At 63.6% G+C, this 24,403-nt stretch carries 22 protein-coding genes; 9 read left to right on the top strand and 13 right to left on the bottom strand.

Annotated features, from left to right (window positions below):
- Nucleotides 1–73: 73 nt before the first annotated feature.
- From BST47_RS18040 to BST47_RS18025, 4 genes are read left to right on the top strand one after another with little or no spacing between them, the layout of a single operon-like run.
- Complete coding sequence (locus BST47_RS18040; protein WP_083126952.1) at nucleotides 74–1,435, top strand: aromatic ring-hydroxylating oxygenase subunit alpha; 1,362 nt, start codon at nucleotides 74–76, stop codon at nucleotides 1,433–1,435.
- Nucleotides 1,407–2,063, top strand: a complete 657-nt coding sequence (locus tag BST47_RS18035) for a TetR/AcrR family transcriptional regulator (protein ID WP_234809760.1) — start codon at nucleotides 1,407–1,409, stop codon at nucleotides 2,061–2,063. The genes BST47_RS18040 and BST47_RS18035 overlap by 29 nt, the downstream gene beginning before the upstream one ends.
- On the top strand, nucleotides 2,056–3,222 hold the full coding sequence (locus BST47_RS18030; protein WP_083126948.1) for a sulfotransferase family protein: 1,167 nt from the start codon (nucleotides 2,056–2,058) through the stop codon (nucleotides 3,220–3,222). Before BST47_RS18035 ends, BST47_RS18030 begins: the two co-directional genes overlap by 8 nt.
- A gap of 5 nt (nucleotides 3,223–3,227) precedes the next feature.
- Nucleotides 3,228–3,773 (top strand): nuclear transport factor 2 family protein, encoded by a 546-nt coding sequence (locus BST47_RS18025; protein ID WP_083127094.1) that lies wholly within the window; start codon nucleotides 3,228–3,230, stop codon nucleotides 3,771–3,773.
- Between the two features lie 81 nt (nucleotides 3,774–3,854).
- Here BST47_RS18025 and BST47_RS18020 read toward each other — a convergent pair whose 3' ends face one another.
- The 3 genes from BST47_RS18020 to BST47_RS18010 form a co-directional block, all read right to left on the bottom strand.
- Entirely contained in the window at nucleotides 3,855–6,764 is a 2,910-nt protein-coding gene (locus tag BST47_RS18020; protein WP_083126946.1) for an MMPL/RND family transporter, read from the bottom strand.
- Nucleotides 6,761–7,192, bottom strand: coding sequence for an MmpS family transport accessory protein (locus tag BST47_RS18015; RefSeq protein ID WP_207568637.1), 432 nt, complete (start codon nucleotides 7,190–7,192; stop codon nucleotides 6,761–6,763). Before BST47_RS18015 ends, BST47_RS18020 begins: the two co-directional genes overlap by 4 nt.
- 149 nt (nucleotides 7,193–7,341) lie before the next feature.
- Complete coding sequence (locus BST47_RS18010; protein WP_083126942.1) at nucleotides 7,342–7,938, bottom strand: TetR/AcrR family transcriptional regulator; 597 nt, start codon at nucleotides 7,936–7,938, stop codon at nucleotides 7,342–7,344.
- Between the two features lie 81 nt (nucleotides 7,939–8,019).
- Between BST47_RS18010 and BST47_RS18005 the strand changes: the two genes are divergently transcribed.
- On the top strand, nucleotides 8,020–9,708 hold the full coding sequence (locus BST47_RS18005; protein ID WP_083126940.1) for a SulP family inorganic anion transporter: 1,689 nt from the start codon (nucleotides 8,020–8,022) through the stop codon (nucleotides 9,706–9,708).
- A 10-nt stretch (nucleotides 9,709–9,718) separates the two neighbouring features.
- Here BST47_RS18005 and BST47_RS18000 read toward each other — a convergent pair whose 3' ends face one another.
- The 3 genes from BST47_RS18000 to BST47_RS17990 form a co-directional block, all read right to left on the bottom strand.
- Entirely contained in the window at nucleotides 9,719–11,341 is a 1,623-nt protein-coding gene (locus BST47_RS18000; protein ID WP_083127093.1) for a GAF domain-containing sensor histidine kinase, read from the bottom strand.
- 150 nt (nucleotides 11,342–11,491) lie between these two features.
- Complete coding sequence (locus BST47_RS17995; protein WP_083126939.1) at nucleotides 11,492–12,202, bottom strand: hypothetical protein; 711 nt, start codon at nucleotides 12,200–12,202, stop codon at nucleotides 11,492–11,494.
- A 141-nt stretch (nucleotides 12,203–12,343) separates the two neighbouring features.
- Nucleotides 12,344–13,219 (bottom strand): potassium channel family protein, encoded by an 876-nt coding sequence (locus tag BST47_RS17990; RefSeq protein WP_234809759.1) that lies wholly within the window; start codon nucleotides 13,217–13,219, stop codon nucleotides 12,344–12,346.
- Between the two features lie 137 nt (nucleotides 13,220–13,356).
- On the opposite strand from BST47_RS17990, the gene BST47_RS17985 reads away from it, so the two are divergent.
- The 3 genes from BST47_RS17985 to BST47_RS17975 all read left to right on the top strand — a co-directional run bounded on the left by BST47_RS17985 (nucleotide 13,357) and on the right by BST47_RS17975 (nucleotide 16,397).
- Complete coding sequence (locus BST47_RS17985; RefSeq protein ID WP_083126937.1) at nucleotides 13,357–14,463, top strand: 3-oxoacyl-ACP synthase III family protein; 1,107 nt, start codon at nucleotides 13,357–13,359, stop codon at nucleotides 14,461–14,463.
- Nucleotides 14,447–15,316, top strand: a complete 870-nt coding sequence (locus BST47_RS17980) for a 3-oxoacyl-[acyl-carrier-protein] synthase III C-terminal domain-containing protein (protein WP_083126935.1) — start codon at nucleotides 14,447–14,449, stop codon at nucleotides 15,314–15,316. The genes BST47_RS17985 and BST47_RS17980 overlap by 17 nt, the downstream gene beginning before the upstream one ends.
- Before the next feature lie 91 nt (nucleotides 15,317–15,407).
- Nucleotides 15,408–16,397 carry an Acg family FMN-binding oxidoreductase gene (locus BST47_RS17975; RefSeq protein ID WP_083126933.1) on the top strand — a complete coding sequence of 330 codons (990 nt, stop codon included), beginning with the start codon at nucleotides 15,408–15,410 and terminating at the stop codon, nucleotides 16,395–16,397.
- Between the two features lie 32 nt (nucleotides 16,398–16,429).
- On the opposite strand, the gene BST47_RS17970 is transcribed toward BST47_RS17975, so the two are convergent.
- The gene (locus BST47_RS17970) at nucleotides 16,430–18,475 is read right to left on the bottom strand and encodes an erythromycin esterase family protein (RefSeq protein ID WP_083126931.1); all 2,046 of its coding nucleotides are present in this window, start codon (nucleotides 18,473–18,475) and stop codon (nucleotides 16,430–16,432) included.
- A gap of 25 nt (nucleotides 18,476–18,500) precedes the next feature.
- Nucleotides 18,501–18,785, bottom strand: coding sequence for a DUF1876 domain-containing protein (locus tag BST47_RS17965; protein ID WP_083127091.1), 285 nt, complete (start codon nucleotides 18,783–18,785; stop codon nucleotides 18,501–18,503).
- Nucleotides 18,786–19,029: 244 nt separating this feature from the next.
- On the opposite strand from BST47_RS17965, the gene BST47_RS17960 reads away from it, so the two are divergent.
- Nucleotides 19,030–19,716, top strand: coding sequence for a hypothetical protein (locus BST47_RS17960; protein WP_083126929.1), 687 nt, complete (start codon nucleotides 19,030–19,032; stop codon nucleotides 19,714–19,716).
- Nucleotides 19,717–19,736: 20 nt separating this feature from the next.
- On the opposite strand, the gene BST47_RS17955 is transcribed toward BST47_RS17960, so the two are convergent.
- The 5 genes from BST47_RS17955 to BST47_RS17935 all read right to left on the bottom strand — a co-directional run bounded on the left by BST47_RS17955 (nucleotide 19,737) and on the right by BST47_RS17935 (nucleotide 24,326).
- Nucleotides 19,737–20,171, bottom strand: a complete 435-nt coding sequence (locus BST47_RS17955) for a pyridoxamine 5'-phosphate oxidase family protein (RefSeq protein WP_083126927.1) — start codon at nucleotides 20,169–20,171, stop codon at nucleotides 19,737–19,739.
- A 145-nt stretch (nucleotides 20,172–20,316) separates the two neighbouring features.
- Entirely contained in the window at nucleotides 20,317–21,126 is an 810-nt protein-coding gene (locus BST47_RS17950) for a lysophospholipid acyltransferase family protein (RefSeq protein WP_083126925.1), read from the bottom strand.
- Nucleotides 21,105–21,566, bottom strand: coding sequence for a hypothetical protein (locus BST47_RS17945; protein ID WP_083126923.1), 462 nt, complete (start codon nucleotides 21,564–21,566; stop codon nucleotides 21,105–21,107). Before BST47_RS17945 ends, BST47_RS17950 begins: the two co-directional genes overlap by 22 nt.
- Nucleotides 21,559–22,932 carry a wax ester/triacylglycerol synthase domain-containing protein gene (locus tag BST47_RS17940; protein WP_083126921.1) on the bottom strand — a complete coding sequence of 458 codons (1,374 nt, stop codon included), beginning with the start codon at nucleotides 22,930–22,932 and terminating at the stop codon, nucleotides 21,559–21,561. The genes BST47_RS17945 and BST47_RS17940 overlap by 8 nt, the downstream gene beginning before the upstream one ends.
- A complete protein-coding gene (locus BST47_RS17935) occupies nucleotides 22,929–24,326 on the bottom strand; it encodes a WS/DGAT/MGAT family O-acyltransferase (protein ID WP_083126919.1) in 1,398 nt (465 codons plus the stop codon). The genes BST47_RS17940 and BST47_RS17935 overlap by 4 nt, the downstream gene beginning before the upstream one ends.
- Nucleotides 24,327–24,403: the final 77 nt, after the last annotated feature.

Raw genomic sequence — 24,403 nt, 5'->3', positions numbered from 1 at the left:
ACGTCCGGGCCGCCGTTATGGTGGCCAATGTAACACCGTTACAGACGGCGGCAGCCGGAATCGGAGGGGAATCATGACGCGAACGGCACCGGCCGGCCGCACCGTCGGCAACCCGGCCTCAACTCGGCGCGAAGATGCCATCGGCACGCCACCGCAGCGCCCCACGCTCGTGCCCGCCGATCGCTATTACTCGGCCGATTTCGCCCGTCTCGAGGTGGAGCGGATGTGGCCCAAGGTGTGGCAGCTCGCCTGCACCGTCGACCACGTCGCCGAACCGGGTGACTATTTCGAGTATCGCTGCGGCCTCAACTCCGTCCTGATCGTGCACGGCGACGACGGCGAACTACGCGCCTTTCAGAACGTATGCCGGCATCGAGGCAATTCGTTGTGCGCCGGATCCGGCTCCGACTTGCGTGAACTGCGATGCGGCTATCACGGGTGGACCTGGGATCTGACCGGCGAACTGCGGCGCGTCCCCAACCGGAAGGGCTTCGGCGCACTCCGTCTGTCCGACTTTCCCCTGCTGCCAGTCCGCATCGACACGTGGGAGCGGCTCGTCTTCGTCAACCTGGACTCCGATGCGAACCCGTTGCGTGACTACCTCGAGGCGATGCCCGAAGACATCGGTTGGAACCGGCTCGGCGACTTCCGGTGCTACGCCACCATGACCATCGAGGTCGAGGCGAACTGGAAGACGATCGCAGACGGGTTCAGCGAGACCTACCACATTCAGACCCTGCATCCGGAACTCCACAGGTGCATGGACGACGTGTATGCGCCACAAGTCATCTGGGGTCACACCGGTAAGTCCGAACAGCTCTACGGTGTACCAAGTCCGGCCATCAAGGAGTCGGTGACCGACGCCGAGGTATGGGACGCCTACGTCACCACGCAGGGCGCGCTCATGGGTGTCGAGGACGGCACCCCCTTCCCCTCCGATCAGCAAGGCCAGTCGGCGGCCGACGTAATCGCGGCGCGAACAAGGGCTTTCGCGGACGGGCGCGGGGTCGACCTGAGTTGGGCGAGCACCGATCACGTGATGCGGCTGCACCAGTACAACGTGTTCCCGAACATGTCGTTGCTGACCAACGCCGATCACCTGACCGTGTTGGTGGCACGCCCCGGACCCGATCCCGATCGCGGTGAACTGGTCATGATCGTGTGGATGCGGATGCCGCCGGACGCGCCACGAATCAAGCCGACCGATGTCCGGATGACGGCAGCCGACGCGCACCCCGGTTTGGTGCTCACACAGGACATCGAGGTGTTGGCGGGCCTGCAGCGCGGCCTTCACCAGCCAGGACTGACCCACGTCGTGCTGTCCAACGAGGAACGCCGCGTGATCAACATGCACCGCAACCTCGAACGCTATCTAGACCTGCCCGAAGCAGATCGCATCACCGGAGGTGAGACGGTTGACGCAGCCAGGCGGTAAGGGCAGCGACCCCGTCACAGCCGACCAGATACTCCAGACCGCGGCGGAGTTGATCGACGTCGACGGTGTGGACGCATTCAGCATGCGTCGGCTAGCAGATCAGCTGGGTGTCGCGGTCACCTCCATTTACTGGCACATCGGCGGCCGGGACAAACTCTTCGACGCTTTGGTCGAACGCCTGCTCGCCCAAATGGCCGATCTGCCGAGCGACGGCGACAATCCGGTCGATCACATTGCCTCCCTTGCGCGTTCGCAACGCAAGATGCTCATCGACAAGCAGCACCTGCTGGCGATCGCCCATGAACGCGACCGTACGCCGCAGCTGTTCCTGCCGATCCAGCAGCGACTGGCGGCGCAGCTCTCCGAACTGGGCATCACCGGAAGCGATGCCGCGCTGGTGTTGCGAGCGGTGCAGGTACACGTGATTTCGTCTGCTGTGATGCAATTCTCGGCGGTACGGGGGGCCAAGCATGACGAAGAGGATCCGACCCTGTGGGCGGACGCCTGGCCCGACCGGGCCCTCGTCGAAGCGCTGCAATCCCCCACCGACTACGACGCCGTCTTCGAGTACGGACTGAACGCGCTGCTGGCACCACTGCGCGACAGCGTGACCGAGTTCCGTGGGTGATATTTCGCCTGCGGCGGTCATCGCCGCGGCGCAGGAAAGCACCGGGCTCTCCGACTTCGGGGGTGACGATTGGCGTATGGCCCTCGACACGCTGACCGACGCATTGGCCGCCGAGGCTGGCCTGACGGAGTTCGGAAACGTCGTCGCACAGGGCGACCTCGTCGGATCCCTCACGAGGCGACTGCAGGTCGTCGATTACCGGCGGGCGCACCCCGAGGTTGCCGAAATGCGGATCGAGCGGCCCATTTTCATCGTCGGTCAAGTGCGCACGGGGACCACGATCCTGTACGAACTATTGGCGCAGGATCCCGACGCCCGCGCACCGTTGACGTGGGAAGTCGACGCGCCCTGTCCGCCACCGGAGGCGGCCACGTACGACATCGATCCGCGCATCGAGGACAGTCGTCAGATTCAGGAGATGATGACGTCGATCATCCCCGACCTCAAGGCAATGCATCCGATCGGACCACTGCTGGCCCAGGAGTGCGTCCGCATCACGGGGATGGATTACAAGAGCTTCATCTTTCCCACGATGTACCGCGTCCCGTCCTACGCGCAGTGGCTGCTGCGCGCCGACATGGCGTCGGCATACCAATGGCACCGTCGCTTCCTGCAACATCTGCAGTCGCGAATCCCGGTGAATCGCTGGGTGGTCAAGTCCCCCGGACATATCTGGGCCCTGGACGCGATGATGAAGGAGTACCCCGACGCCCGGGTGATACAGACACACCGGGATCCGCTGCGGACCATCGCGTCAGTGTCGTCGCTGGCGTGCACGCTGCGCACGTTCGCTGCCGAACCGACGGCCATCGAGGAGGTCGCCCGCGAGTGGGCCGACTACGTCATCGACGGCCTCGACAGATCCATCGACGCGCGGGAGTCCGGAATCATCCCGGCCTCCCAGGTGGTCGACGTGCAGTACCAATCGTTCGCGGCTGACCCGATCGGTGCGGTGGCGGCGGCTTATGACCGACTCGGACTGCCTTTCACCGCCGAAGCCGATACCAGGATGCGCGAGTTCTTGGCTGCCCAACCTGCCCACGAACACGGCGGACATCACTACACGTTCGCTCAAACGGGGTTGGACGAGAACGAGCTTCGCGAGCGGACGGCGCGCTACCAGGAATACTTCGGTGTCCCCGACGAACAACTAGGGTGACCGCGATGGACCCGATAATGCAGGAAATGCTCGACGAGTTCGCGTTGCGCAAGCTCGTCCATGCGTACTGCCGCGCGGTGGACCGAGGTGATATCGACGCGCTTCGGGACCTCTATCATCACGACGCCGTCGATGATCACGGTGCGTTTTCAACTGGGTCGGTCGAGGAGTTCTTCGAGCAGCTCGTCGCCTCCCGTCCCTACCTACGGGCAATGCAGCACCACATCACCACGGCGAACTTCGCCATCCGCGGAGACGAGGCTGAGGGCGAGAGCTACAACATCGCGGTCCACACCTTGGCCGGCAAGGGCCGAGACGTCGATCTCGTGATTGGCGGGCGCTACCTCGACAAGTACGAGAAGCGCGATGGCATTTGGAAGCTACTCGAGCGGACCATCGTCACGGACTGGGCGCGCGTGACGGATCCGTCCTCGATGGACATGAGTCACCCGATCACGGCGGACACCCTCAAGGGCGCCCTCGACGAGACGGACCCCTCGTATCAGTTCTTCTCGCTGCTGGCCGGCCCCCAATCAAAGTCGGACGGCTAGTGTGCACACAGATCGCAAATCGAGCCGATTTCACGGGATTTCGCGATCTGAACGCACACTAGACGGCCGCGCTCGCCGCTTTCAGCTGCGTTTGGGCGAAGCGACCGGGTCGTCGTCGTCCCACAGCAGAAGCTGACGCACCGCTGGGCGGGAACCATAGGGCTGCAGCATGGTGCTGGCCGGCCGCGGACGGACTCGTAGCGGCCACCAGAACCACCGTCCGAGAAGCACGGCGATGGAGGGCGTCATGAACGACCGCACGATCAAGGTGTCGAACAACAGCCCGAGGGCGATGGTTGTGCCGAGCTGCCCCAGCACAAGTAGATCGCTATACACGAAGGACGCCATCGTGAATGCGAACACCAGCCCGGCGGCGGTGACCACACCACCGGTACCCGCCATGGCCCGGATGATGCCGGTGTTCAATCCGGCCCCGATCTCTTCTTTGAAGCGAGAAATCAACAGCAAGTTGTAGTCCGAACCCACGGCGAGCAGCAGGATGACCGCGAGCGGAATGATGACCCAGTACAACTGCAGGCCCAGGATGTGCTGCCATACCAAGATCGACAGCCCCAGCGAGGCCCCGAGTGATAGCGCGACGGTGCCCACGATGACGATCGCGGCCACCAGGCTTCGGGTGATGAACATCATGATGAGCAGAATGAGGCAGAGCGAGGCGATGATGACGATCATCAGGTCGTACTTGGCGCCTTCCTGGATGTCCTTGTATGTCGCTGCCGTGCCGCCGATATAGATATGAGAGCCCGCCAACGGCGTGCCCTTGACGGCCTCCTCCGCTGAGTGCCTGATCGCATCGATATGCGAAATTCCCTGCGGTGTCGCGGGATCGACGTCGTGGGTGATGATCATCCGTGCAGCTTTGCCGTTGGGAGAGAGAAAAAGTTTAAGACCGCGCTGGAACTCGGCATTCTGGAACACCTCCGGCGGCACGTAAAACGAGTCGTCGGTTTTCGATGCGTCGAACGCAGCTCCCATAGCTGTCGAGTTCTCGAGGGCCGCCGCATTCTGGTCGTAGATTCCCGACAGGGTGGCGTAGTTGGTCATGACCAGGTCACGATTGATCTGCTGACTGGCCAGCTGGGGCGGGATGAGCTCGAGCAGCTTTGGCTGGATCGAATCCAGCTTGTCCAGACTCGCGGTGACATTCGCCAGCTGGTCGGTGAGCGCGTTTATGCCGTCGAGCGCATCGAAGAGCGACCGAATCGCAAAACAGATCGGGATGTTGTAACAGTGTGGCTCCCAATAAAAATAGTTGCGCAACGGGCGGAACATGTCGTCGAAGTTCGCGATCTTGTCCCGCAGGTCCTTCGCCACCTCGACGGTTTCGTGGAATGCCGCAACTTGTTCGTGCGTGGCATCGTTGGCCTGCTGCTGCAGCGTGGCCTGTTGTCGCAGGATGCCGATCGTCTTGTCGATTTCATCCACCTGCTTGAGCAGGTCCTTGGCCCGGTCCTGCTGATAGCCGAGGTTCTGTATCTGGCCGGCGCTCTGCGCACTGATCTGGAAAGGAATCGAGGTGTGGTCCAGCGGCGTGCCCAGTGGTCGCGTAATCGATTGCACCTGAGCGATACCCGTCGTGTGGAACACGGCCTTGGCCACGCGCTCCAAAAGAATCATGTCGGTGGGATTGCGCAGGTCGTGATCGGCCTCGATCATCAGGAGTTCGGGGTTGAGCCGAGCCTTCGAGAAATGACGCTCGGCAGCGGCATACCCGATATTGGAGGGTGCGCGGTCGGGCAGGTAGACGCCGGTGTCGTAGCTCGTCTTGTAACCGGGCAGCGCCAGCAGGCCTACGGCGGCCACCGCCATCGTCGCGACCAGGATCGGTCCGGGCCATCGAACGATCGCTGTGCCGATCCGACGCCATCCTCTGGTACGCGCTTTCCGTTTTGGATCCAGCAGCCCGAAGCGGGCGCCGATGACCATCACAGCGGGCGCAAGCGTGAGCGCCGCCGCCAAGGCCACGAAGACACCGAGCGCGGCGGGTACGCCAAGACTCTCGAAATACGGCAGTCGGGTGAAGGTCAGGCATAGAACTGCGCCTGCGACGGTCAGACCTGACCCCAAAATGACATGCGCCGTGCCCCGATACATGTTGTAGTAAGCGGTTTCTCGGTCAATTCCGTTGCTGCGATCCTCGTGGTAGCGGCCCAACAGGAAGATTGCGTAATCCGTGCCGGCCGCGATGACCAGCAGCGTGAGGAGATTGGTCGAGTATGTCGACAGTCCGATGATTCCGGAGTTGCCGAGGAAGGCCACGATGCCACGGGCTGCAGACATTTCGATGAGGACGGTGATCAGCACCAACAGCATGGTGACAATCGACCGATAGACCAACAGCAGCATCACCGCGATCACCAGCACCGTCAGCACGGTGACCTTCGTGGTGCCTTCGTTGCCCACTTCGAACTGGTCGGTGACTTGAGGCGCCGGGCCGGCGACATAGGCCTTGATGCCGGGCGGCGCGGGCGTGCTGTTCACGATGTCGCGGATCGCGTCAACGGACTCGATGGACTCAGGTTCGCCGAGGTTGCCGGTGAGGAACACCTGGACATAGGCAGCCTTGCCGTCGGAGCTCTGAGATCCCGCCGCCGTCAACGGGTCTCCCCAGAAGTCCTGAACGTGCTGAACGTGCTTGCGATCCTGCTCAAAGCGGTCGATCAGGGCGTCGTAGTACCGATGCGCTTCGGCTCCGAGCGGCTCGTCGCCTTCCAGCACAACCATGGCCGCACCGTCGGAATCGAATTCTTGAAAAACGGCGCCGATCTTCTTGAAGGCCTGCTGCGATGGTGAATCGGGTGAGCTCATTGCGACGTTGTGTGCTTCGCCGACAACCTCCAGTTGCGGGACGAGGGCGTTGGTGAGCCCGGCGACAACCAACCAGAACAGCACGATGGGGACCGATAGGACGCGAATCGACTTCGCGATGCGGTCCGTCAGCGGAGTGCGCGATTCCTGATGGGTGGTCATCCCGACTTGTCCAGGCAGAAGGTGTAGGCGTTCATGGTGTCGACCTGTCTCTCGTCCTTGACCACGTCGTCGATGACGATGCGGCAGCCGAGGGAGTCGCTGTTGCCCTGCGCCATGACATTGACAAGCACTGCCGTCTGTGTCGTCGTGATGTCGTACCTCCACGGCAAAGACACATCTTCGGCGCGCTGGGGTTGGGCGTTGACGTCCAGATAATTGATCGTTGCCACGGTGCCCGGCGGCCCGAAGACCTCGAGGACCACATGCTTGGGATTGAACGGGATGATCTCATCTGAGAGGGCTTCGGCTGTCCCGGTGTCGTGGTCTGAGCCGAAGATGCCATGTAGGCGGAATACGGCGTAGCCGGCCACAGCCACAACCACGATGGCGACGATGAACATCCAGCCGCGACCCAGAAGGCGACTCATCGAAAACCCCTGCACCCGCCAGCCTTTCGATCCCGCGACACGAGGCGTGACTGAACCCTATCGCAGTCCGGCGACATATCAACCTCGTTGACAGTACGGTACGGTACCGGACATCACAAGCCGTACGGCTGCGTCGACAACGCAGGCACTTACCTGTTCAGGCGCGTCAGACTTGGAAGCATCACGTCATCGACGAGGGATTGCACCGTGCGGCGACTCGGCGGCCGCAACGAAAAAATGGATCGGAAGATGAGGTAGCCGGGCATCACGTCCCAGAGGTCCTCGGTGATGGCGGCCGGATCGATTTCACCGCGATCAGCGGCCTGCCCCAGTATCTGCTTGAACAAAGCCTTCCGTTGGTCGAGGAACTGGTGCTGCATGACATCGTTGAGCGCGGGATTACGCGATACCTCGACCAACACCGCACGCATCGTGCCGGCGTGCGTCCGTGCCTGATCGCAGATCACCTCGCCCAACTGCACCAGGTCGCCGCGCAAGCTGCCGGTCTCGGGTGCGACGGCGACCTGCCGCACGCCCTCGATGAACGCAGCCAGCACCAACTCCGCCTTGGTCGGCCACCGCCGGTAGACGGTCGCCTTGCTGGCGCGCGCAGTGGCGGCGACCGCGTCCACGGTCAACCCGTCATAACCCTCTTCCTGCAGGAGCTGCAACGTCACGGCAAGGAGTTCGGCCTCCCGCGGCGACCACGGCGAGGACTCTGCAGCGTGAGCGGCACTCCGGGTCATGGCCCCACCATAGATCGGCCACGCATGCGGACCGCCTCGGTATGACGCGTTTCGGCCGTAACAGAGGTCGGGCCATGCAGAATTCTTGCCACGATGACATTGGCCAAATGGGTACCGGGCGTCGCGCAGTTTCGGGGATATCGGCGGGGCTGGTTGCGCGGGGACCTCCTGGCGGGCCTGACTGTTGCGGCCTATTTGGTACCGCAGGTGATGGCCTATGCGACTGTCGCCGGCCTTCCGCCGGTGGCCGGGCTGTGGGCGGCGATCGCGCCACTTGCCCTCTACGCACTACTCGGCTCGTCGCGGCAACTCTCCGTCGGACCTGAATCCACAACCGCTTTGATGACTGCCGTCGTTCTCGCCCCGATCGTCATCGGCGATCCAGCACGCTACGCAGCTCTCGCCGCGGTCCTCGCGTTGCTCGTCGGGGCGATCTGCCTCGTGGGCGGCATCGCACGGCTGGGCTTCCTCGCCAACCTGCTGTCGCGGCCGGTACTCGTCGGATACATGACGGGCATTGCCATCGTCATGATCGCCAGCCAACTGGGCAAGACCACCGGCGTTGCGGTCCAGGGAGACGAGTTCATCGACCAGATAAGGACTTTCGCTGCCGGAATCGGACAGGTGCACTGGCCGACGGTGGCGCTGGCCGCTTTGGTGCTGCTGCTTCTGCTATCTCTCGCGCACTGGCTGCCCCGCGCGCCAGGGCCAGTGATCGCTGTCCTGGTGGCCACGGCATCCGTCGGCGCCCTGTCCTTGGATACGCGCGGAATCGCCGTCGTGGGCGATGTTCCTTCCGGCCTACCGACGCCGGGAGTACCGCCGGTCTCGTTGAGCGATCTGGCAACGCTGGCCGTTCCGGCAATCGGCATCGCGATCGTCGCGTTCTCCGACAACGTGTTGTCCGCGCGCGCGTTCGCCACCCGTAGAAGCGAAGAGATCGACGCGAACGCGGAACTGCGCGCCGTCGGGATGTGCAACCTCGCCGCCGGGGTGACACACGGTTTTCCGGTCAGCTCGAGCGGGAGCCGCACGGCCGTCGGCGACATCGTCGGCAGCCGCACGCAGCTCTACTCACTGATCGCGCTCGGATGTGTCATCGTCGTGCTCCTCTTCGCAGGCGGGGTGCTGGCGATGTTCCCGACTGCGGCGCTTGGGGCGCTGGTGGTATTTGCCGCACTGCACTTGATCGACATCGCGGAGTTTCGTCGCCTGGCGCGGTTTCGCCGCAGCGAACTGGTCCTCGCATTGGCCACGACAGCCGCTGTGTTGGCCTTCGGCGTGCTCTACGGCGTTGTCGTCGCCGTTGTTCTGTCGATTCTGGAATTGCTACGGCGACTGGCACACGCACACGACAGCGTCCTCGGCTTCGTCCCGGGCATCGCCGGCATGCACGATATCGATGATTACCCAGGGGCTACCCGAGTGCCCGGCCTGGTGGTGTACCGCTACGACGCACCGCTGTGCTTCGCCAACGCGGAGGATTTCCGGACGCGCGCACTGGCCGCGGTGGACGACAATCCGGAACCCGTCGAATGGTTTTTGCTCAACGCGGAATCCAACGTGGAGGTCGACTTGACGGCGCTCGATGCCCTGGAGCAACTGCGCGCCGAATTAGCGCGCCGTGGAATCGTTTTCGCGATGGCCCGGGTCAAGCAGGACTTGCGCGAGTCGTTGCACGCTGCCGGGATTCTGGACGAGATCGGCGAAGATCGCGTGTTCATGACGTTGCCCACCGCTGTGGACGAATTCAAGCGCCGCAGGTCCTGATCAACCACTTTCACGGTAAGGGCGCGGACCATCTCAATTTGGTGCCCCCCGCTGGCACCGCCTCGATGGCGAACGACCCGCCGGCCTCGTCGGCGCGCTTGCGCAGATTGGTCAATCCGCTGCCGGTGATGTCACCTTCGATACCGCAGCCGTTGTCGACGACCTCGATGGTCAGCTCGTCCTCGACCACGACGCTGATCGCAAGCGAGGCCGCTTGCGCGTGACGCACGGCGTTGCTCACCGCTTCTCGGACAACAGCTTCGGCGTGGTCGGCGAGCGTCGCATCGACGACCGAGAGCGGTCCCACGTATTGCACGCTGGTGCGCAGATTCGCGTTGGCGAATTGAGCCACGGCCTCGTCGAGGCGCTGGCGTAGCCGGGTCACACCCGAGGACGAACCGTGCAGGTCGAAAATCGCGGTCCGGATCTCCTGAATCACTTGTTGAAGATCGTCGACACAATCGGTCAGCCGTTGTTGCACTTCGGGTACTCGTGCCCTCGGTATCGTTCCCTGCAGGGCAAGACCAACGGCAAACAGCCGCTGGATGACGTGATCATGCAGGTCACGGGCTATGCGATCGCGGTCGGTGAGGATGCTGAGCTCGCGCATCCGCCGCTGCGTGCTGGCCAGCTGCCACGCCAGCCCGGCCTGGTCGGCGAAGGCGGTCATCATGTCCAACTGCTCGGAACTGAACTGCGACGCGCCAACGGGCCGCAATGCGACCAGCACACCGGCGACTTCGTCGCTGGCCCGCAGCGGCAGCACCAGCGCAGGACCAGTTGCCGTCGAGTCCAGTTCGATTTGGGGGAACCGCCCGGGTGTGCGCTCGACGAACGCCTCTCCGATCAGCGTTCCCTCGACCGGGATGCTTCGAAGCGAAGTGACTGGACCGTCACCGGCGGTGGCCGCGACGACGAGATCGGTCGTTTCGCCCACCGGTAGGTCCGCGTCGGGCGGCACGGCCACCAGCGTCAGCTCGGCGCCGCTGAGATGCCGCGACTGGTCGGCGACGAGCCGGAACACCGTGGCGGGATCAGTCCCGGCCAACAGTTCGGTTCCGATATCGCGGGTCGCCTCGATCCACGACTGCCGGGTCCTGGACTGCTCGTACAACCGGGCGTTGTCGATCGCGATACCGGCAGCCGCCGCCAGGGCCTGGACCAGCACCTCGTCGTCCTCGCTGAATCGCTGTCCGCCCGCTTTCTCCGTCAGATACAGATTGCCGAAGACCTCGTCGCGGATGCGCACCGGCACTCCGAGAAACGTCTTCATCGGAGGGTGGTTCGGCGGAAAGCCGACTGATGCTACGTGGTGGGAGATGTTATCCAAGCGAATCGGTTTGGGATCGTCGATCAAGACCCCGAGCACACCGCGTCCCTCCGGGAGATGCCCGATTTTCTCACGCATCTCCTCGTCGATGCCCTCGTAGATGAACTCGACCAGTTCGTGATCGTGGCCACGCACGCCGAGCGCCCCGTAGCCCGCGTCGACCAGTTCGATGGCCGTGTGGACGATCGTCTTGAGCGTCTCATCGAGTTCCAGGCCCGAGGTGACCACCAGCATGGCCTCGACCAGACCGTCGAGACGGTCGCGACCCTCGACGATCTGCTCGACTCGGTCCTGCACTTCCATGAGCAATTCCCGCAGACGCAGCCCCGAAAGGGTCGCGCGCACGTGTGGTGGACCACCGTTCGACCTGTCGGTCACCGCCTTATCGTCTCACCGAGCCCCCCGAATAGTGAAGATTCCGGGACTTAACCGACGAGGCGGACGGTTTCCATGTCAGGCCGAGGGTCGGCTGCCGGCCGCGATTCTGCCTCGGTCGCATCGGTGATGCGTCATATGGTCCACGACGTCGTCTCGACGTTGGCGCTCCGCACGGTCACGTAGTCCGCGCATCATCTTCTGCTCCATGACGAAATGCACGACATCGAAGGCCGCGTGTCCAATGGCTCCCCCAGTGCCCCGAACCAGCAGACGGGTCCATGCATTTTGGCGCCGAAGGCAGAACGCCCAGGCGCCCGAGGCCTTTTCGCCGCGCTGCACGCGCTCGAAGTCGACGGGTGACACCAGTACCAGGTGTGACTCCGACTCGACGGCGGCCACGACTTGGCGGGCGCGTTCGCCGTATCGACGGGCGAGCCAAACGGTGTCGCCGACGTGCAGGTCCTGCCACTCGGGGTGGACGGTATTCGCGTTGTGAATCTGTGCGCCGACCATCCGTTCGAGCAGCGAGTAGCTGTAAAAGCCGCCGCGGCTCTCGCCAATCTGCACAAGCCATGGCCATACAAAGCGAACCGGGGCATCGATGGTCAGTGCGCGGGTCGTCCGCGCCGTTCCGGCCGCAACCAATTCGTCTCCCGGCAGTGTTGCCGTGATTTCACCGTCGTCGGCACCCCAGGCATACATCCAGGGTCGCAGTTCGCGTCGGTACAGTGCGATGACGCCGACGGCGGCCATCGGTCCGGCTAGCCATGGTCGTCGTTTGCCCATGCGCCCAACGCTAAAAACAGCGTCGGCGCACGCTAAGGGCCGAAGGTCCTGAGCATCGATGCCAAAAGCGCTCTACTGGCCACACCAACTCGGAGGCCGAGACAACCCGCGATGCCTGATCAGTCGCCAGGTGGCTGCTGGTCAGCTGTTATGTCGGTGGTCCTCGGCGTAGGCCTTGATGACAGCGTCGGTATCCCCACCGAGCCTCAGGAATTCCTCGTCGAGTAGCCCGGCGAGGCTGTCGACGGAGGCTGAGATCATGGCGCCGGTTAGCCGTGTCTGTGGCTGTTCGCTGGTGGCGGCTTCGTTAGCGAGCTGGGTGGCGTATTCGAGTGAAACCGCCAGCGAAGCGTCCGCTTCCAGGTCGCGGAAGTAGTACGTCGCACCGTACTGCGTGAAGTCGTTTCGCGCCTCGACGACCGCGCCGGCGATTCCAGCGAGAACGTCGGTAGGAATGTCGTCGATGCCCACCTCCGGGTTGGCGCGGCGTGCGTCCCGCAGGGTCGAGAGTTGCAGCGCCAGAACGCGTCTGCGGTGAAGAGCCGGATAAATCTGGAGAACCCAGGAAACGGCTGCAGTGAGCAACATGAATCCGAACAGCGCTTCGAGTGGGACTATCAGACGAAGAGCCGGAGACGTGGGCACAATGTCGCCGAATCCGAGGGTGCCGATCGTCACCAGCGATAGATAGAGCGAATCGAACACTTCGTTGCGGGCGGCGGGATTCAGCTCGGAACTATAGGCGAAGCCGGTTGGCATTTGAGCGAAGTACAGCATCGCCCATCCGAGGATCGCAATCGCTCCCCAGGTCAGGACGACCAATGCGATCCCCAGAGGCCCGGTCAATGATGCGATCCGACGATCGGACAGGAACAACCGAAGTAGCCACCACACGAACTTCATCACTTGCGGGGCAATGCTGCCGTGGCCGATCGGATGGAACAGTGTGTGGAACACGTCGCGAACCACCACTGCGACGAGTAGGGCCCCGACTACCGCGATCACCCAGTCCGTCACGCGTCTCCTCGCTAGCAGGCATCCAGAGCTCGGCTCATGAAATCGGACCACCAGCTTATGGCTTAGGGTCGAAGGTCCTCGGCCACGATGCCCAAAGCGCCCTACCCTCTCATCGTCTGGCGTCACATGATCGATTGATGACACACACGGACTGGCTGGTCAAAGAGCCCTCAGCGGGGACTCCTGACGCGCCGTTCCGAGCACGGTTGGCGGGCGCCGGGCGGCACCTGCCGACGACGCACCTGGGCACCGATGAGCTGATGTCGACGACACGGCATCGCACGCACATCGACCTGGAACGACTGACCGGCATCAGGGAACGCCGCGTCTCGGTAGGAGATGAGGACTCCTACAGCCTCGCCACGGCGGCGGCAATGGACTGCCTGGACAAGGCGCAGGTCGACCCGGCATCAGTCGACGTGGTGATCAGCTGCAGCATCACGAAGTTCCGGGATGGCCTCACGCAGTGGCTCGAGCCGACAATGAGTGCTGGAGTCGCACACGCCATCGGGGCGCCCAATGCCATGACGTTCGATCTATCCAACGCATGCGCAGGAATGCTGAGCGGCGTCACGGTCGCCAACAACTGGATTCGGCAGGGCTCGGTCGAACGGGTGCTGGTGGTCAGCGGCGAATACATTTCGCAGTTGAGCCAGAATGCCGCCAGACACATCCGCACCATCATGAGCAAGGAGCTCGCCTCCTTGACCCTCGGCGACGCAGGTGCCGCGCTTCTACTCGAAAGGGCCGCACCTGGATCCGCGGGGATCGAGCTTGCGGGCTTCACCACCGTCGCCCAATACAGCCGACTCTGTCTGGCGTATCCCAAGGGCGGTGAACCTGCTGCGCGAATGTTCACCGATGCACGCGGAATCCACCAGGCCGCGATGTCGAACACTCCGGTGCTACTGCACGAAGTTCTTGATGCGGTGGGCATCTCGATACACGACATCGATCACGTGATCACCCACCAGACCTCTGCACGCGCTATTCGCAAAGGGATGGCGCGGGTTTCCGCTGCCTTCGGCGACAGTCCTCGACACGATGCGGTGATCACTGTCGACCGCTACGGCAACACCGCATCGACCACCCACACGGTCGCCCTTGTCGAGGAACTCGAGGCGGGAAACATCCGGCCCGGTGAAACGGTCGCATTGATCGCGCTGGCGTCCGGCCTGGAGATCGGAGTCGTCCTCTTGACGCTGGACGAGAAAATGGTGGATCGCTATGGGCACTGTGATTGACGCCGTCGGCTCCGCCGATGGACGCTGGCGCACACGACACAGCGCCCTTCATCTCGCGGTCGAGTCGGCCGAGGATTGCCTGCGTCATGCCGGACGCGCCGCACGGGAGATCGATCTGTTGATCAATGCCGGGATCTATCGCGACCGCAATCTGGCCGAACCGGCGCTGGCCGCACTGATACAGCAGGATGTCGGCGCGAACCCCGAAGAACCACACGAAAACGGCCATGGCACATTCTCGTTCGACGTCGCGAACGGATCTTGCGGTCTCCTCACGGCGCTACAAATCGCCGACGGCTTCCTGAAGTCACGCGTGATCAGGTGTGCCATGGTGGTGACCAGCGATGCCGACCCAGGACACGGAATGAGCGAAAGATTCCCATTCGCGGCGGCCGGCGCATCACTCTTGTGCACGTGGTCGGACGACGACCGCGGTCTCGGACGAACGTACTGGCAGAATCTCCTTGACCAAGGAGAATCCCTCTCCGCCACAGTCGGGCTAGTGGATCACCGAAATGTACTGCGGTTTCACGAATCATCCTCAGTTGACCAGAAATTCGCTGACGCTGCATCACAAGCCGTTGACCGGTGCCTTCGCGATGCATCGCTGACGATCGACGACGTCGACGCAATCGTGGCAACTCCGCCCCGACCCCAGTACCGCGCCGCACTCGCGGTCCACCTCGGTGTGTCACCGGAACGAATCACGATGGCTGAGGACGAAAGGATGCACACCGCCTCCTTGGCCTCTGCATTCCACCGGGCGGCCGCCGCCGTTGGGGCGCCCGGCTTGATTCTCATCGTCGCAGCCGGCGCTGGAGTGACAGCCGGCGCCGCACTGTACCGGTTGTGAGTGTGGTGACCACAGACCAAAGTCCCTCAACGCGAAGCAGTTTGAACGAAATTTGTCAATGTCGGACATCTAGACTGTAGGGGTAGTGTCGATGACACAAGCGATACCGAGTTTCGTGGTGATCCAAGACGCCGTACGGTTAGCCTGCCGTGCGCCGTCGCTGCACAATAGCCAGCCATGGCGCTGGGTGGCTGAAACTTCGACACTCCATCTTTTTGCCGATTTCACGCGAGTGATGAACGCCGCTGACCCCGAAGGCCGCGAGATCTACCTCAGTTGTGGCGCCGCACTCGATCATCTGACGGTCGCGATGGCCGCCTTCGGATGGGAAGCGGCCGTGCAACGTTTTCCCGATCCTGACGATCCTCTTCACGTGGCGGCGATCACCTTCGATTCGGCGCCGCCGGGAATGGCCGCAGACAGTCGAGCGCACGCGCTGGCGATTGGCCGGCGCTACACCGACCGGCGACCCTATGAGGCTCCTGCTGATTGGGCGAGATTCGAAGTGCTGCTTCGTCAGACCGTGATCCCACACCACGTGATGTTTGACACCGTGCTCGACAACGCGCGGTCCACCTTGGCGACCGTCTCCCGACTCACCGCGACGATCCGGACGAATGACCCTTCTTATAAAGCGGAACTGAACTGGTGGACCTCACCTTTCGCATCCGGGGATGGTGTGCCGCAATCGGCGTTGTTGTCAGTCGAAGCAGCTGGACATATCGATGTCGGTCGACGTTTTCCCAGCCCGTACGCCGCTCCCCGCGCTGAAGACGTCGAAGTTGACCGGTCCAAAATCGTGGTCCTGTCCACTCACCACGAAGACGCCCGGCTGGACGTATTGCGTTGCGGAGAGGCGCTATCGGCGGTACTGCTCCGATGCACGGCGAGCGGGCTGGCCACGTGCACTCTCACCCATATGACCGAACTGGCTCAGAGCCGGGAGATTGTCCGTGAATTGACTGGTCAACGCGGGATGCCTCAGTTGCTGATCAGGATCGGATATCCCCGGCATGCGGATGCGGCATTGGCCGCTACACCGCGCAGGCCGCTGGCCGATGTGCTTGAACGACCTGGTTAACCGCAGGGTGCCGAGCACAAGCCCGTTCGGCACTACAACCCCGTAGGATATGTCTCAGGCGTTTCGCCCGCGGTCCACAGACTTGTGACCTCAAGCGGCTCGAGTGCTCGCGTGCTGTCGATGTGGATGATCGCATCGAACTGCTCGCCGGGGCGAACATGGTAATAGTGACTCTGTCGTTCCGTCGCGGGCTGATAGATGACGCCGATAGCACGCCCCAGTCGCACGACATCCAGAGGATCGGCCGCGGCGCGGCTGATGGACGGCGAAACCAAGAATTCAAAACGCTCCGTCTCATGGAACAGTTCCTCGACACTACCGTTCAGGGCAGGTCTGACGAACTTGCGTTCGGCGATGCCACCCCATTCGCTGGCGGCAGTGACGGTGCCCGAATATGTTGTGAACCCGATCAAGCGGGAGTCCTGCCCATATCGCTCACGCACAAGCTGTCCGAGCGTGAGCTGCCCGTCGCTGCCCGCTTCGGTGGCTCTGGCATCGCCGACATGCGAATTATGCGCCCACACGACGATTCGAGTGGGCTGGTGGTCGTGATGGCGGTCCAGATGAGCCACCAGAGCGTTCAGGGTATGGGCCATATGCCGATCCCGAAGATTCCAGGACGTGACTCTGCCGCTGAACATCGCTCGGTAGTAGACCTCTGCGTCCCTCACGGTACGCGCGTTCTGCTGGGCGTAGAACGCCTCATCCTCGGCTACCAGTCCGTCACGTTGTGCATATTCCAACGCGGTCCGCTGCATCTCGACCAGTTGCTCGACCGCTTCGCGCTCACACGACAGACCGGCGCCGAACGCCGCCGCGAATCCATACGCCTGACCGTCATCCGCCGATGTGTGGTCGAAGCAGGCGTACCTGGCCCTCGCTCGCGCCGCTGCCTGCGGGTCAACAGTGTCGAGATAGGCGATCACTTCCTGCATAGACCGATGCAGGCTGTAGAGGTCGAGGCCGTAGAAACCCGCCTCCGGTCCACGGAGAGTCCGAGCTCTCTGGTTGTGGTCGTGCAGCCAATCGACGAAGTCACGCACCACGACATTTCGCCACATCCACGCAGGGAATCGTTCAAACCCGCGCAACGCGTCGTCGGCGGTTCGGTCTTCGCCCGATCCACGTACGTAACGGTTGACTCTGTACGCGTCCGGCCAGTCCGCCTCCGCCGCAACGGCACTGAAGCCCTTCTCTTCGATCAACCACTTGGTGATCTCTGCACGCGCCCGGTAGAACTCGTGTGTGCCGTGCGAGCTTTCACCGATCAGTACGATCCGGGCGTCTCCGATGATTTCGTCGAGCACTTCGAACGGCGGAACGCCGCCGGGCGCGTCAATCGCAACGCGGTCGATCACTTCCGCGGCGGTCTCCTCGATGCGTATACCGACAGTAGCGAAACCCGTTGTCGGAGTGGCGAGCAGGTCACGCACCTCTTGGTCGCTCACCTGCCGGAAATCCCAGAACGACTCCCCGACTGCAAGAAATGGTGTCGGCATCGACGCACAGACAACATCGTCGACGATCGCTGAAAACTCGCGGCAGGTCGATTCGGGGGCCGCCGGAACCGCGATCACGATTTCGGCAGGTTCCATCTCCCGCAGGGCCTGCACGGCGGCTAACATACTGGCGCCGGTCGCAAGACCATCGTCGACGAGAATCACGGTCTTGTTCGCCAGATCCAACGGCGGCCGACCGCCACGGTAGGCGGTCTCACGCCGGATGAGCTCTCGGCCCTCGCGTTCGGCGACGTCCCGCAGCTGTTGCGGCGTGACTCGTAGCGCCCGCAGTACGTCGTCATTGACGACGACACGCCCGCCGCTGGCCAAGGCGCCGACGGCGAACTCCTCATGACCGGGCGCACCGAGCTTCCGCACGACGAAGGCATCAAGGGGCGCAGCCAAAGCGGCCGCCACTTCCCACGCGACGGGAATGCCGCCGCGAGGCAAGCCGAGCACCACGACACCTTCGCGTCCACGGTATGCGCCGAGCATGCCGGCCAGCACACGACCAGCTTCGCGACGATCGCGAAAGACGCGCCTGGCTTTGCTCTTCAACACCCCTGAGGCACGAGTCATTTCGGCCCTCCGTCTTCAATGATTGTCAGTACTGCAATTTCGCCGGTCGATGGGTGACGGACTCGATGTCGTGTGCAGACACCGCCATCAACCGTCTCCCCAGATCCGACAAGGCACGACCGACGGCGAGTTCGTCACCGATCTCCGCGATATCCCGATCATCGGGATTGAGCCTCGCCGTGCCGATACCCACCTCTTCTTTTTCGCGCCAACGCAGCCGCGCCTTGGCTCTGGTGAGTCCCATGTGCTCGTCGATCGACACGTCAACTGTCCAGTTCTTCTCCACGACATCCGATCGTTCGCCAGTCATCGCAGTCATCTCCTTCACGTCGTCACTCCCAACATGCATCCGACCACCCACAGCGGCCGCCCGGTAGGGCCCGAAGACCCCGCCCCGTCGGGCCGTTCGGAGGCCGGTCGGCGGAGTGACCTGCGTGTCTCGACGGCCGGCGCCGTGGTCGCCGCCATGCGAGAAGGCCACGGCGGCGAAACGTCGATCAGATCAGGGACTAGGGACCCTAGCCAGGTGTACCCGGCCAGCGCACTGTTGGTTCATGATCAAGAACGGACTCCGGCTCGCCGGGGCAACGGCGTTCCTGTACGCAGCGCGGCGGTACTACCGCAACTGGGGCACCACAAAGGAAGAGTGCCAGATGTTCCTCGACGGCGATGAGCTCATCGCCGGGCCCGTCGTACGAAGCACCGAAGCGGTGTCAATCGATGGCCCACCCGGCGCGGTCTGGCCATGGCTGATTCAGATGGGCCAAGATCGCGGCGGGCTGTACACCTTTGAGAAGTTGGAGAACTTTGCCGGGTTGCGGTACGTCAACGCGGACCGCATTCATCCCGAATGGCAACACCTCGCGCCGGGTGACACCATCAGGCTTGTTCCCAAGGGCTGGATGGGATTACGTGACGGATTCGTGCTCGAGGTGGAGGAAGTCGTCGATCAGCAATCCATCGTGCTGAGCGCTTCGGTTCGCAAGGAATGGAACCGAGAATGGAACGTAGTGTGGTCGTTCCACGTCATTCCTCACTGGGATGATCGCTGCCGGCTTCTCGTTCGCATTCGGACACCGTTGCGCCGTCCAGGCCAGGCGCTGGTCACCGAGCTCGCGGGACCGGCAACGGCGTTTGTGACGCGGGGGATCTTGCTCGGCATCAAACGCAGGGTGCAACAACAGGTCCAGGCCGAGGCGGCGGCTGCCAAAGCGAGCGACAACCTCCACCGCGTCATCTAGGTAGGCGTCGACGCGCCGACTCACGCGATCGTGAAGTCGCGGTCCGGCTCGGATCCGAAGGTGAAGCGCCGGCCGCTGACGCTCAGCGGGCGGATACGCACGTAGTGCTGCTTGACCGTGGCGGTCCACGGCAGCAGCTGCGCCCGCTCGGCCTCGTCGATCTCGGCATCGGTACGCATCGACCGTGCTATCCCCTTGACGATGACGCTCCAGCCCTCGACCGCATTGTGGTCGTCGACTTCGAACAGCACGTTGTTGTTGATGGCCGAGCTGACCAATTTGGTGCCCTCCGCTGTGCGAAACAACACCGTCTTGTGCTGCACGACGAAGTTGACGGGAAAAATGTCCGGCTGACCGTCGACGCTCGTGACAAGCCGTCCCAGCGAGGCACTAGACATGAGGCTCCAGCATTCCGTCTCCGGCAGGATGGAGATCGGTTGAGTCGGTGTGGTCATGGCCGCAACGCTACCGAACGCCTGTGCCCGAGAATGCGGCCAAAAGTCCCACAAATTCAGGACCCGAAGGACGTGGACATTCTGCCAGCGCCGGAGGGCGGCCGATCCCTCGAGCGTGTGGCAGCTGCGGCAGCAAGGTCTCGAGTCACCCGATGACGGGCAGCCGACGCTTGCGCGCCAATCCGACCAGGGCGTGCTGCATCACCGCGCGCACGTGGGCGTCGACCCTCCGCACATCGGGGTCGTCGCCGAACTCTGCGGCGATGTCGATCGCCGGCAACACTTGCGTGACGATCTTCGTAGGCAGCGGCATGTTGATCGGCAACACCACACTGACGCCGAACGGGAAGCCGATGGTTATCGGAAGGATGTTGGTCCGAAAGAGATTGCGCTCGAGGGCAGTCAGACCCAGCGCCCGCGCCAGCCACGTGCCTCTGGTCAGGTAAAACTGGTTTTCCTGGCCGCCGATCGACACCGCGGGAACGATGGGCACGCCGGCCTCGATCGCCGTCGTCACGTACCCGGTACGCCCGCCGAAATCAATGACGTTCTCCCGCCGGGTGGGCCGGTAGACGTCGTAATCCCCGCCAGGGAAGACGAGCACCAGGCCACCCGTCGCTAGGGCCTCGGCGGCGTGCTCGGGGGTGGCTCGGATGACACCCGTGCGCTCGAGAAACCCGGCCACCGGTCCGCGAAACATGTTGTCGTGGGCCAGCGCGTAGAGCGGCCGCTCGTATCCGAAGGTCTTGTAGTAGTCGACGGCCAGTACCGACATGTCGACGGTGATGAGCCCACCCGAGTGATTTGCCACCATCAGCGCCGGACCATGCGGAATGTTCTCCAAGCCCAGTACCTGAGAACGGAAGTAGCTCTTCACAATCGGGCGGTGCAGGTCCACGACCCGTCGCGTGAGACCCCGATCCCATTTCGCGACTACCGAAGGTTGGTCGGCCATTCGTCCCACTCCGCCGACGGCGCTGATTTCTGTACCGCGTCCGACGGCTCGCCTGGCGCGGACCGCTCTGCAACAACGCGCAACGCCAGCACGCCGAGGCCGAGCACCGACACAGCAGGAGTGAGGAACAGCAGTATCGCCCAGGCGAGCCCGACGCCCGCCCCGCTCAGCGCCCTCACCAACGTGAATACCGCGACGAGCCAGCTGATGCCGCCTGCAAGGACCGAGACGACGGCCGCGACGGCCACCGCGCGTCCAAGCCCATAGTGCCGGAATCCCGTAGCGGCCAACAGCGCCGCCGTGGGAGCGAGAATGACCAAAGCACCCAACCACGGCGCGTCCGCACCGAGGCGCAACCCCGGCACGAGCACGAGCGTCGCGAGGCCGGCCGCGCCGACGATGCCGACGACCGCGATGCCTCGACCATTCGTCCTAGACATGGCCCAAGCCAAGCGCCAACACCTCGTCGAAACCGGCGACGAGGCTGTCCATGAATACGTCGTGGTCGGGAATCGCGCCGGTGTCCACGTCGATGCCGAGCGTGCACACGTCCACGTATGTCAGCAGCGTGACGTTGACCGCCGAGCCGATTGTCGGGCCGAATCCGTACTGCGTCAACACCTTGGCGCCGCCAAGGAACACGGGCACCGGTATTCCCGGCACGTCGCTGCACAGGAAGTCGACATTGCGCAGGATCGAGCCGATGTACCAGCGCGGCATCATGTTCAGAGCGCCGGCGATCCACTGCGTGTACGGCAGCGACTTCTCGTGACGCACCTTGGCGGTCCTGTCGTGGATCTGGCGGATTCGCTCCTCGGGATCGGCGGTGCCGACCGGCACGTCGAACCGCATTATGGTGATGCGGTTGCCGCCCATGTCGTCGCCCTCTTCGCGCAGGCTCATCGGCATCGTCAGGTGAAGGTCGCCGACCGCGACGCCGTGCTTTTCGTGGTAGAGGCGCAGCCCTCCGGCGACGCCGGCGACGAACGCGTCGTTCAACGCACCGCCGCCCTGGTGCGCGGCGGCCCTCAGCTGTCCGAACGGGACTTCGAGCACGCCGAGCCTGCGGACAAGGCTGCGCTTGTTCATCAGCGACGAACCGGTCCGGCTGACCGGGCGCATGGTGCGGTAGACCGAGGCGGCCAACTCGGCTGCCGACGAAGCGGTTTCCACCGGGTTCAGAATGCCGTTGGCAATCAGCTTCGGAACCGTCCTCAGAGCGCCCGTCACCGCGTCCGTCACCAAGCCGGCGCCGTATCGCGCGGTGTCGCGGTAGCCGCGTAGCCAGGGCGGCGGGGGCTCCTCGGGCAGTGCCGCCACCGAACCGTGCTTATCGGGGACCTCGGACAGATCGAAGAGGATCATCCCGATCTGGATGCCTCCGACTCCGTCGGTCAGCGCATGGTGGAATTTGAGAAGCATTGCTGCGCCGTCGTTTTCGAGTCCGTCGATCAGCGTGGCCTCCCACAGGGGGCGGGCCCGGTCGAAGTCCTCCATGGCCGCGACCCGCGCCATCTCCAGCACCGTGTCGATGGTGCCGGGCGAGGGTGCCGTCACTCGGCGCATGTGGAAGTCGAGGTCGAAGTCTGGGGCGTGCTCCCACCTCGGCGGTGCGGGCGGCGGCGAAGGAACGACACGCTGGCGCACCATCGGCACCATGCGCGAAATGACGTCGAAGCGATCGCGCACTTCGTTCCAGTCCGGCGATCGGTCGAGCATGATCACCGTGACCACCGTGGATCGCAACCGAGGATCGCTTTCCATAGCCCAGGTGAAAGCATCACTGCTTCGCATGAATTCGGTCATCTGTGGTCACCTGCCGCTCGTGTCTGTCGTCGCGAGCCGCCGAGGGTCGCCAGGTGTTGTACGGCGTCCTCGATCCCACGGGCGAGCGCGTCGACGTCGGGTGCGTTGTCAAAATCTGCGGTGATGCCGAAGAAGAAGCGGTCGGCGTAGCTGAGCATCGCGATACCGGTGCGCAGGTGAAGGGCGATCGGCGGCACCGGCAGGATCTCCAACACGTCCCGACCCATCAGCCGCTGCCGGGTGCGGGGCCCCGGCACATTCGTCGCCAACGCGGATACCGACTTCTGCGGCAGGCGGGTCAGCAGTCGAATCGCCCACGCCGAGAATGCAAATGGAATGCTGCCTGTCACGGCGAGAACGGCGCTGCCGCCTTCCCGTTGACCGCTTCCCTTGGCCTCGGCCAGTCGCTGGTGGACGATCTCCAACTGCTTGACGGGATCGGGTTCATCGACCGGCAAGAGCGGCAACATCGCCGACACCCGGTTGTCAGTCACATCGAAGTCGTCCACCGAACGCATCGAGACGGGGACCAGCGTGCGCAGTGCATGGGGTCCCGGCGTTTCGCCGCGGTCGAGCAAGATCATCCGGTAACCGCTGGTGATTGCCGCCAACGCCACGTCGTTGAGCGTGACGTCGAAATCCCGGCACACCTGCTTCATCACGGCCAGGTCGACGCGCGCGGCGCTGTAGCGACGCATCTTGGTGATGGGTCCGTTCAGTGAAGACTCCTGCGCGGTGGTGAGCACACGAGCCGTCAGTTCGGCGGCCCCGACCACGGCGTGTTCGGCGGCGCTGGTCGCAGCGAGCGTCGCCTGCCAAATGCCGCCCATCCAGTTCAGCGGGTTCAGCCTGGGCCGCAGCAGATCGAGGATAGATTCGCCGGACTCCCGCGCAGCGCGGATACTGGTCGCGAAAGTCTCCTGAGCGCCGCCGTCGCTGAGCTTTGCCAGCATCTGCGTGGTGGCGATGCCGTCGGCTATGCAGTGGTGGATTTTCATCAACAGCGCCCACCTATCGTCGGTGAGTCCCTCGATGATCCAGCACTCCCACAGCGGGCGATCGCGGTCCAGCCGTTGTTCCATGATGCCGGCGATCGCCCCGAACAGCGCGGAGTCGTCTCCCGGATGAGGCAACGCGATGCGGTGGAGGTGGTGCGCAACATCGAAGTTGGGGTCGTGCACCCATTCCGGTGCGCCGAGGTCGAACGGGTGCGTGCGCAGCACCTGGGTGCAGCGCGGGATGGCCTGCGCTCGGTCGGCGAACGCCGACACCAGATCGCCGTAATCGGGCGTCGGTCCTGCCACGATCGACACGCCGCCGACCGCCAGGCTCACGTGGGAATCGGAATCCTCGGCCTGCAGGAAGCTCGCATCGAGCGTCGTGAGGTGCTCCATGCAATGACCTTGCGCGGTGCGACGGTTGTCGCGGCAGGGTCGCAAGTCCTCAACCCGTGGGGACAACGTCGTTCCGA

Origin of the sequence: Mycolicibacterium tusciae (genome assembly GCF_002086795.1) — a bacterium.
Classification (GTDB): Bacteria; Actinomycetota; Actinomycetes; order Mycobacteriales; family Mycobacteriaceae; genus Mycobacterium; species Mycobacterium tusciae.
Note: the sequence above shows the minus strand (reverse complement) of the source record. Positions and strands in the feature narration are given on the sequence as shown.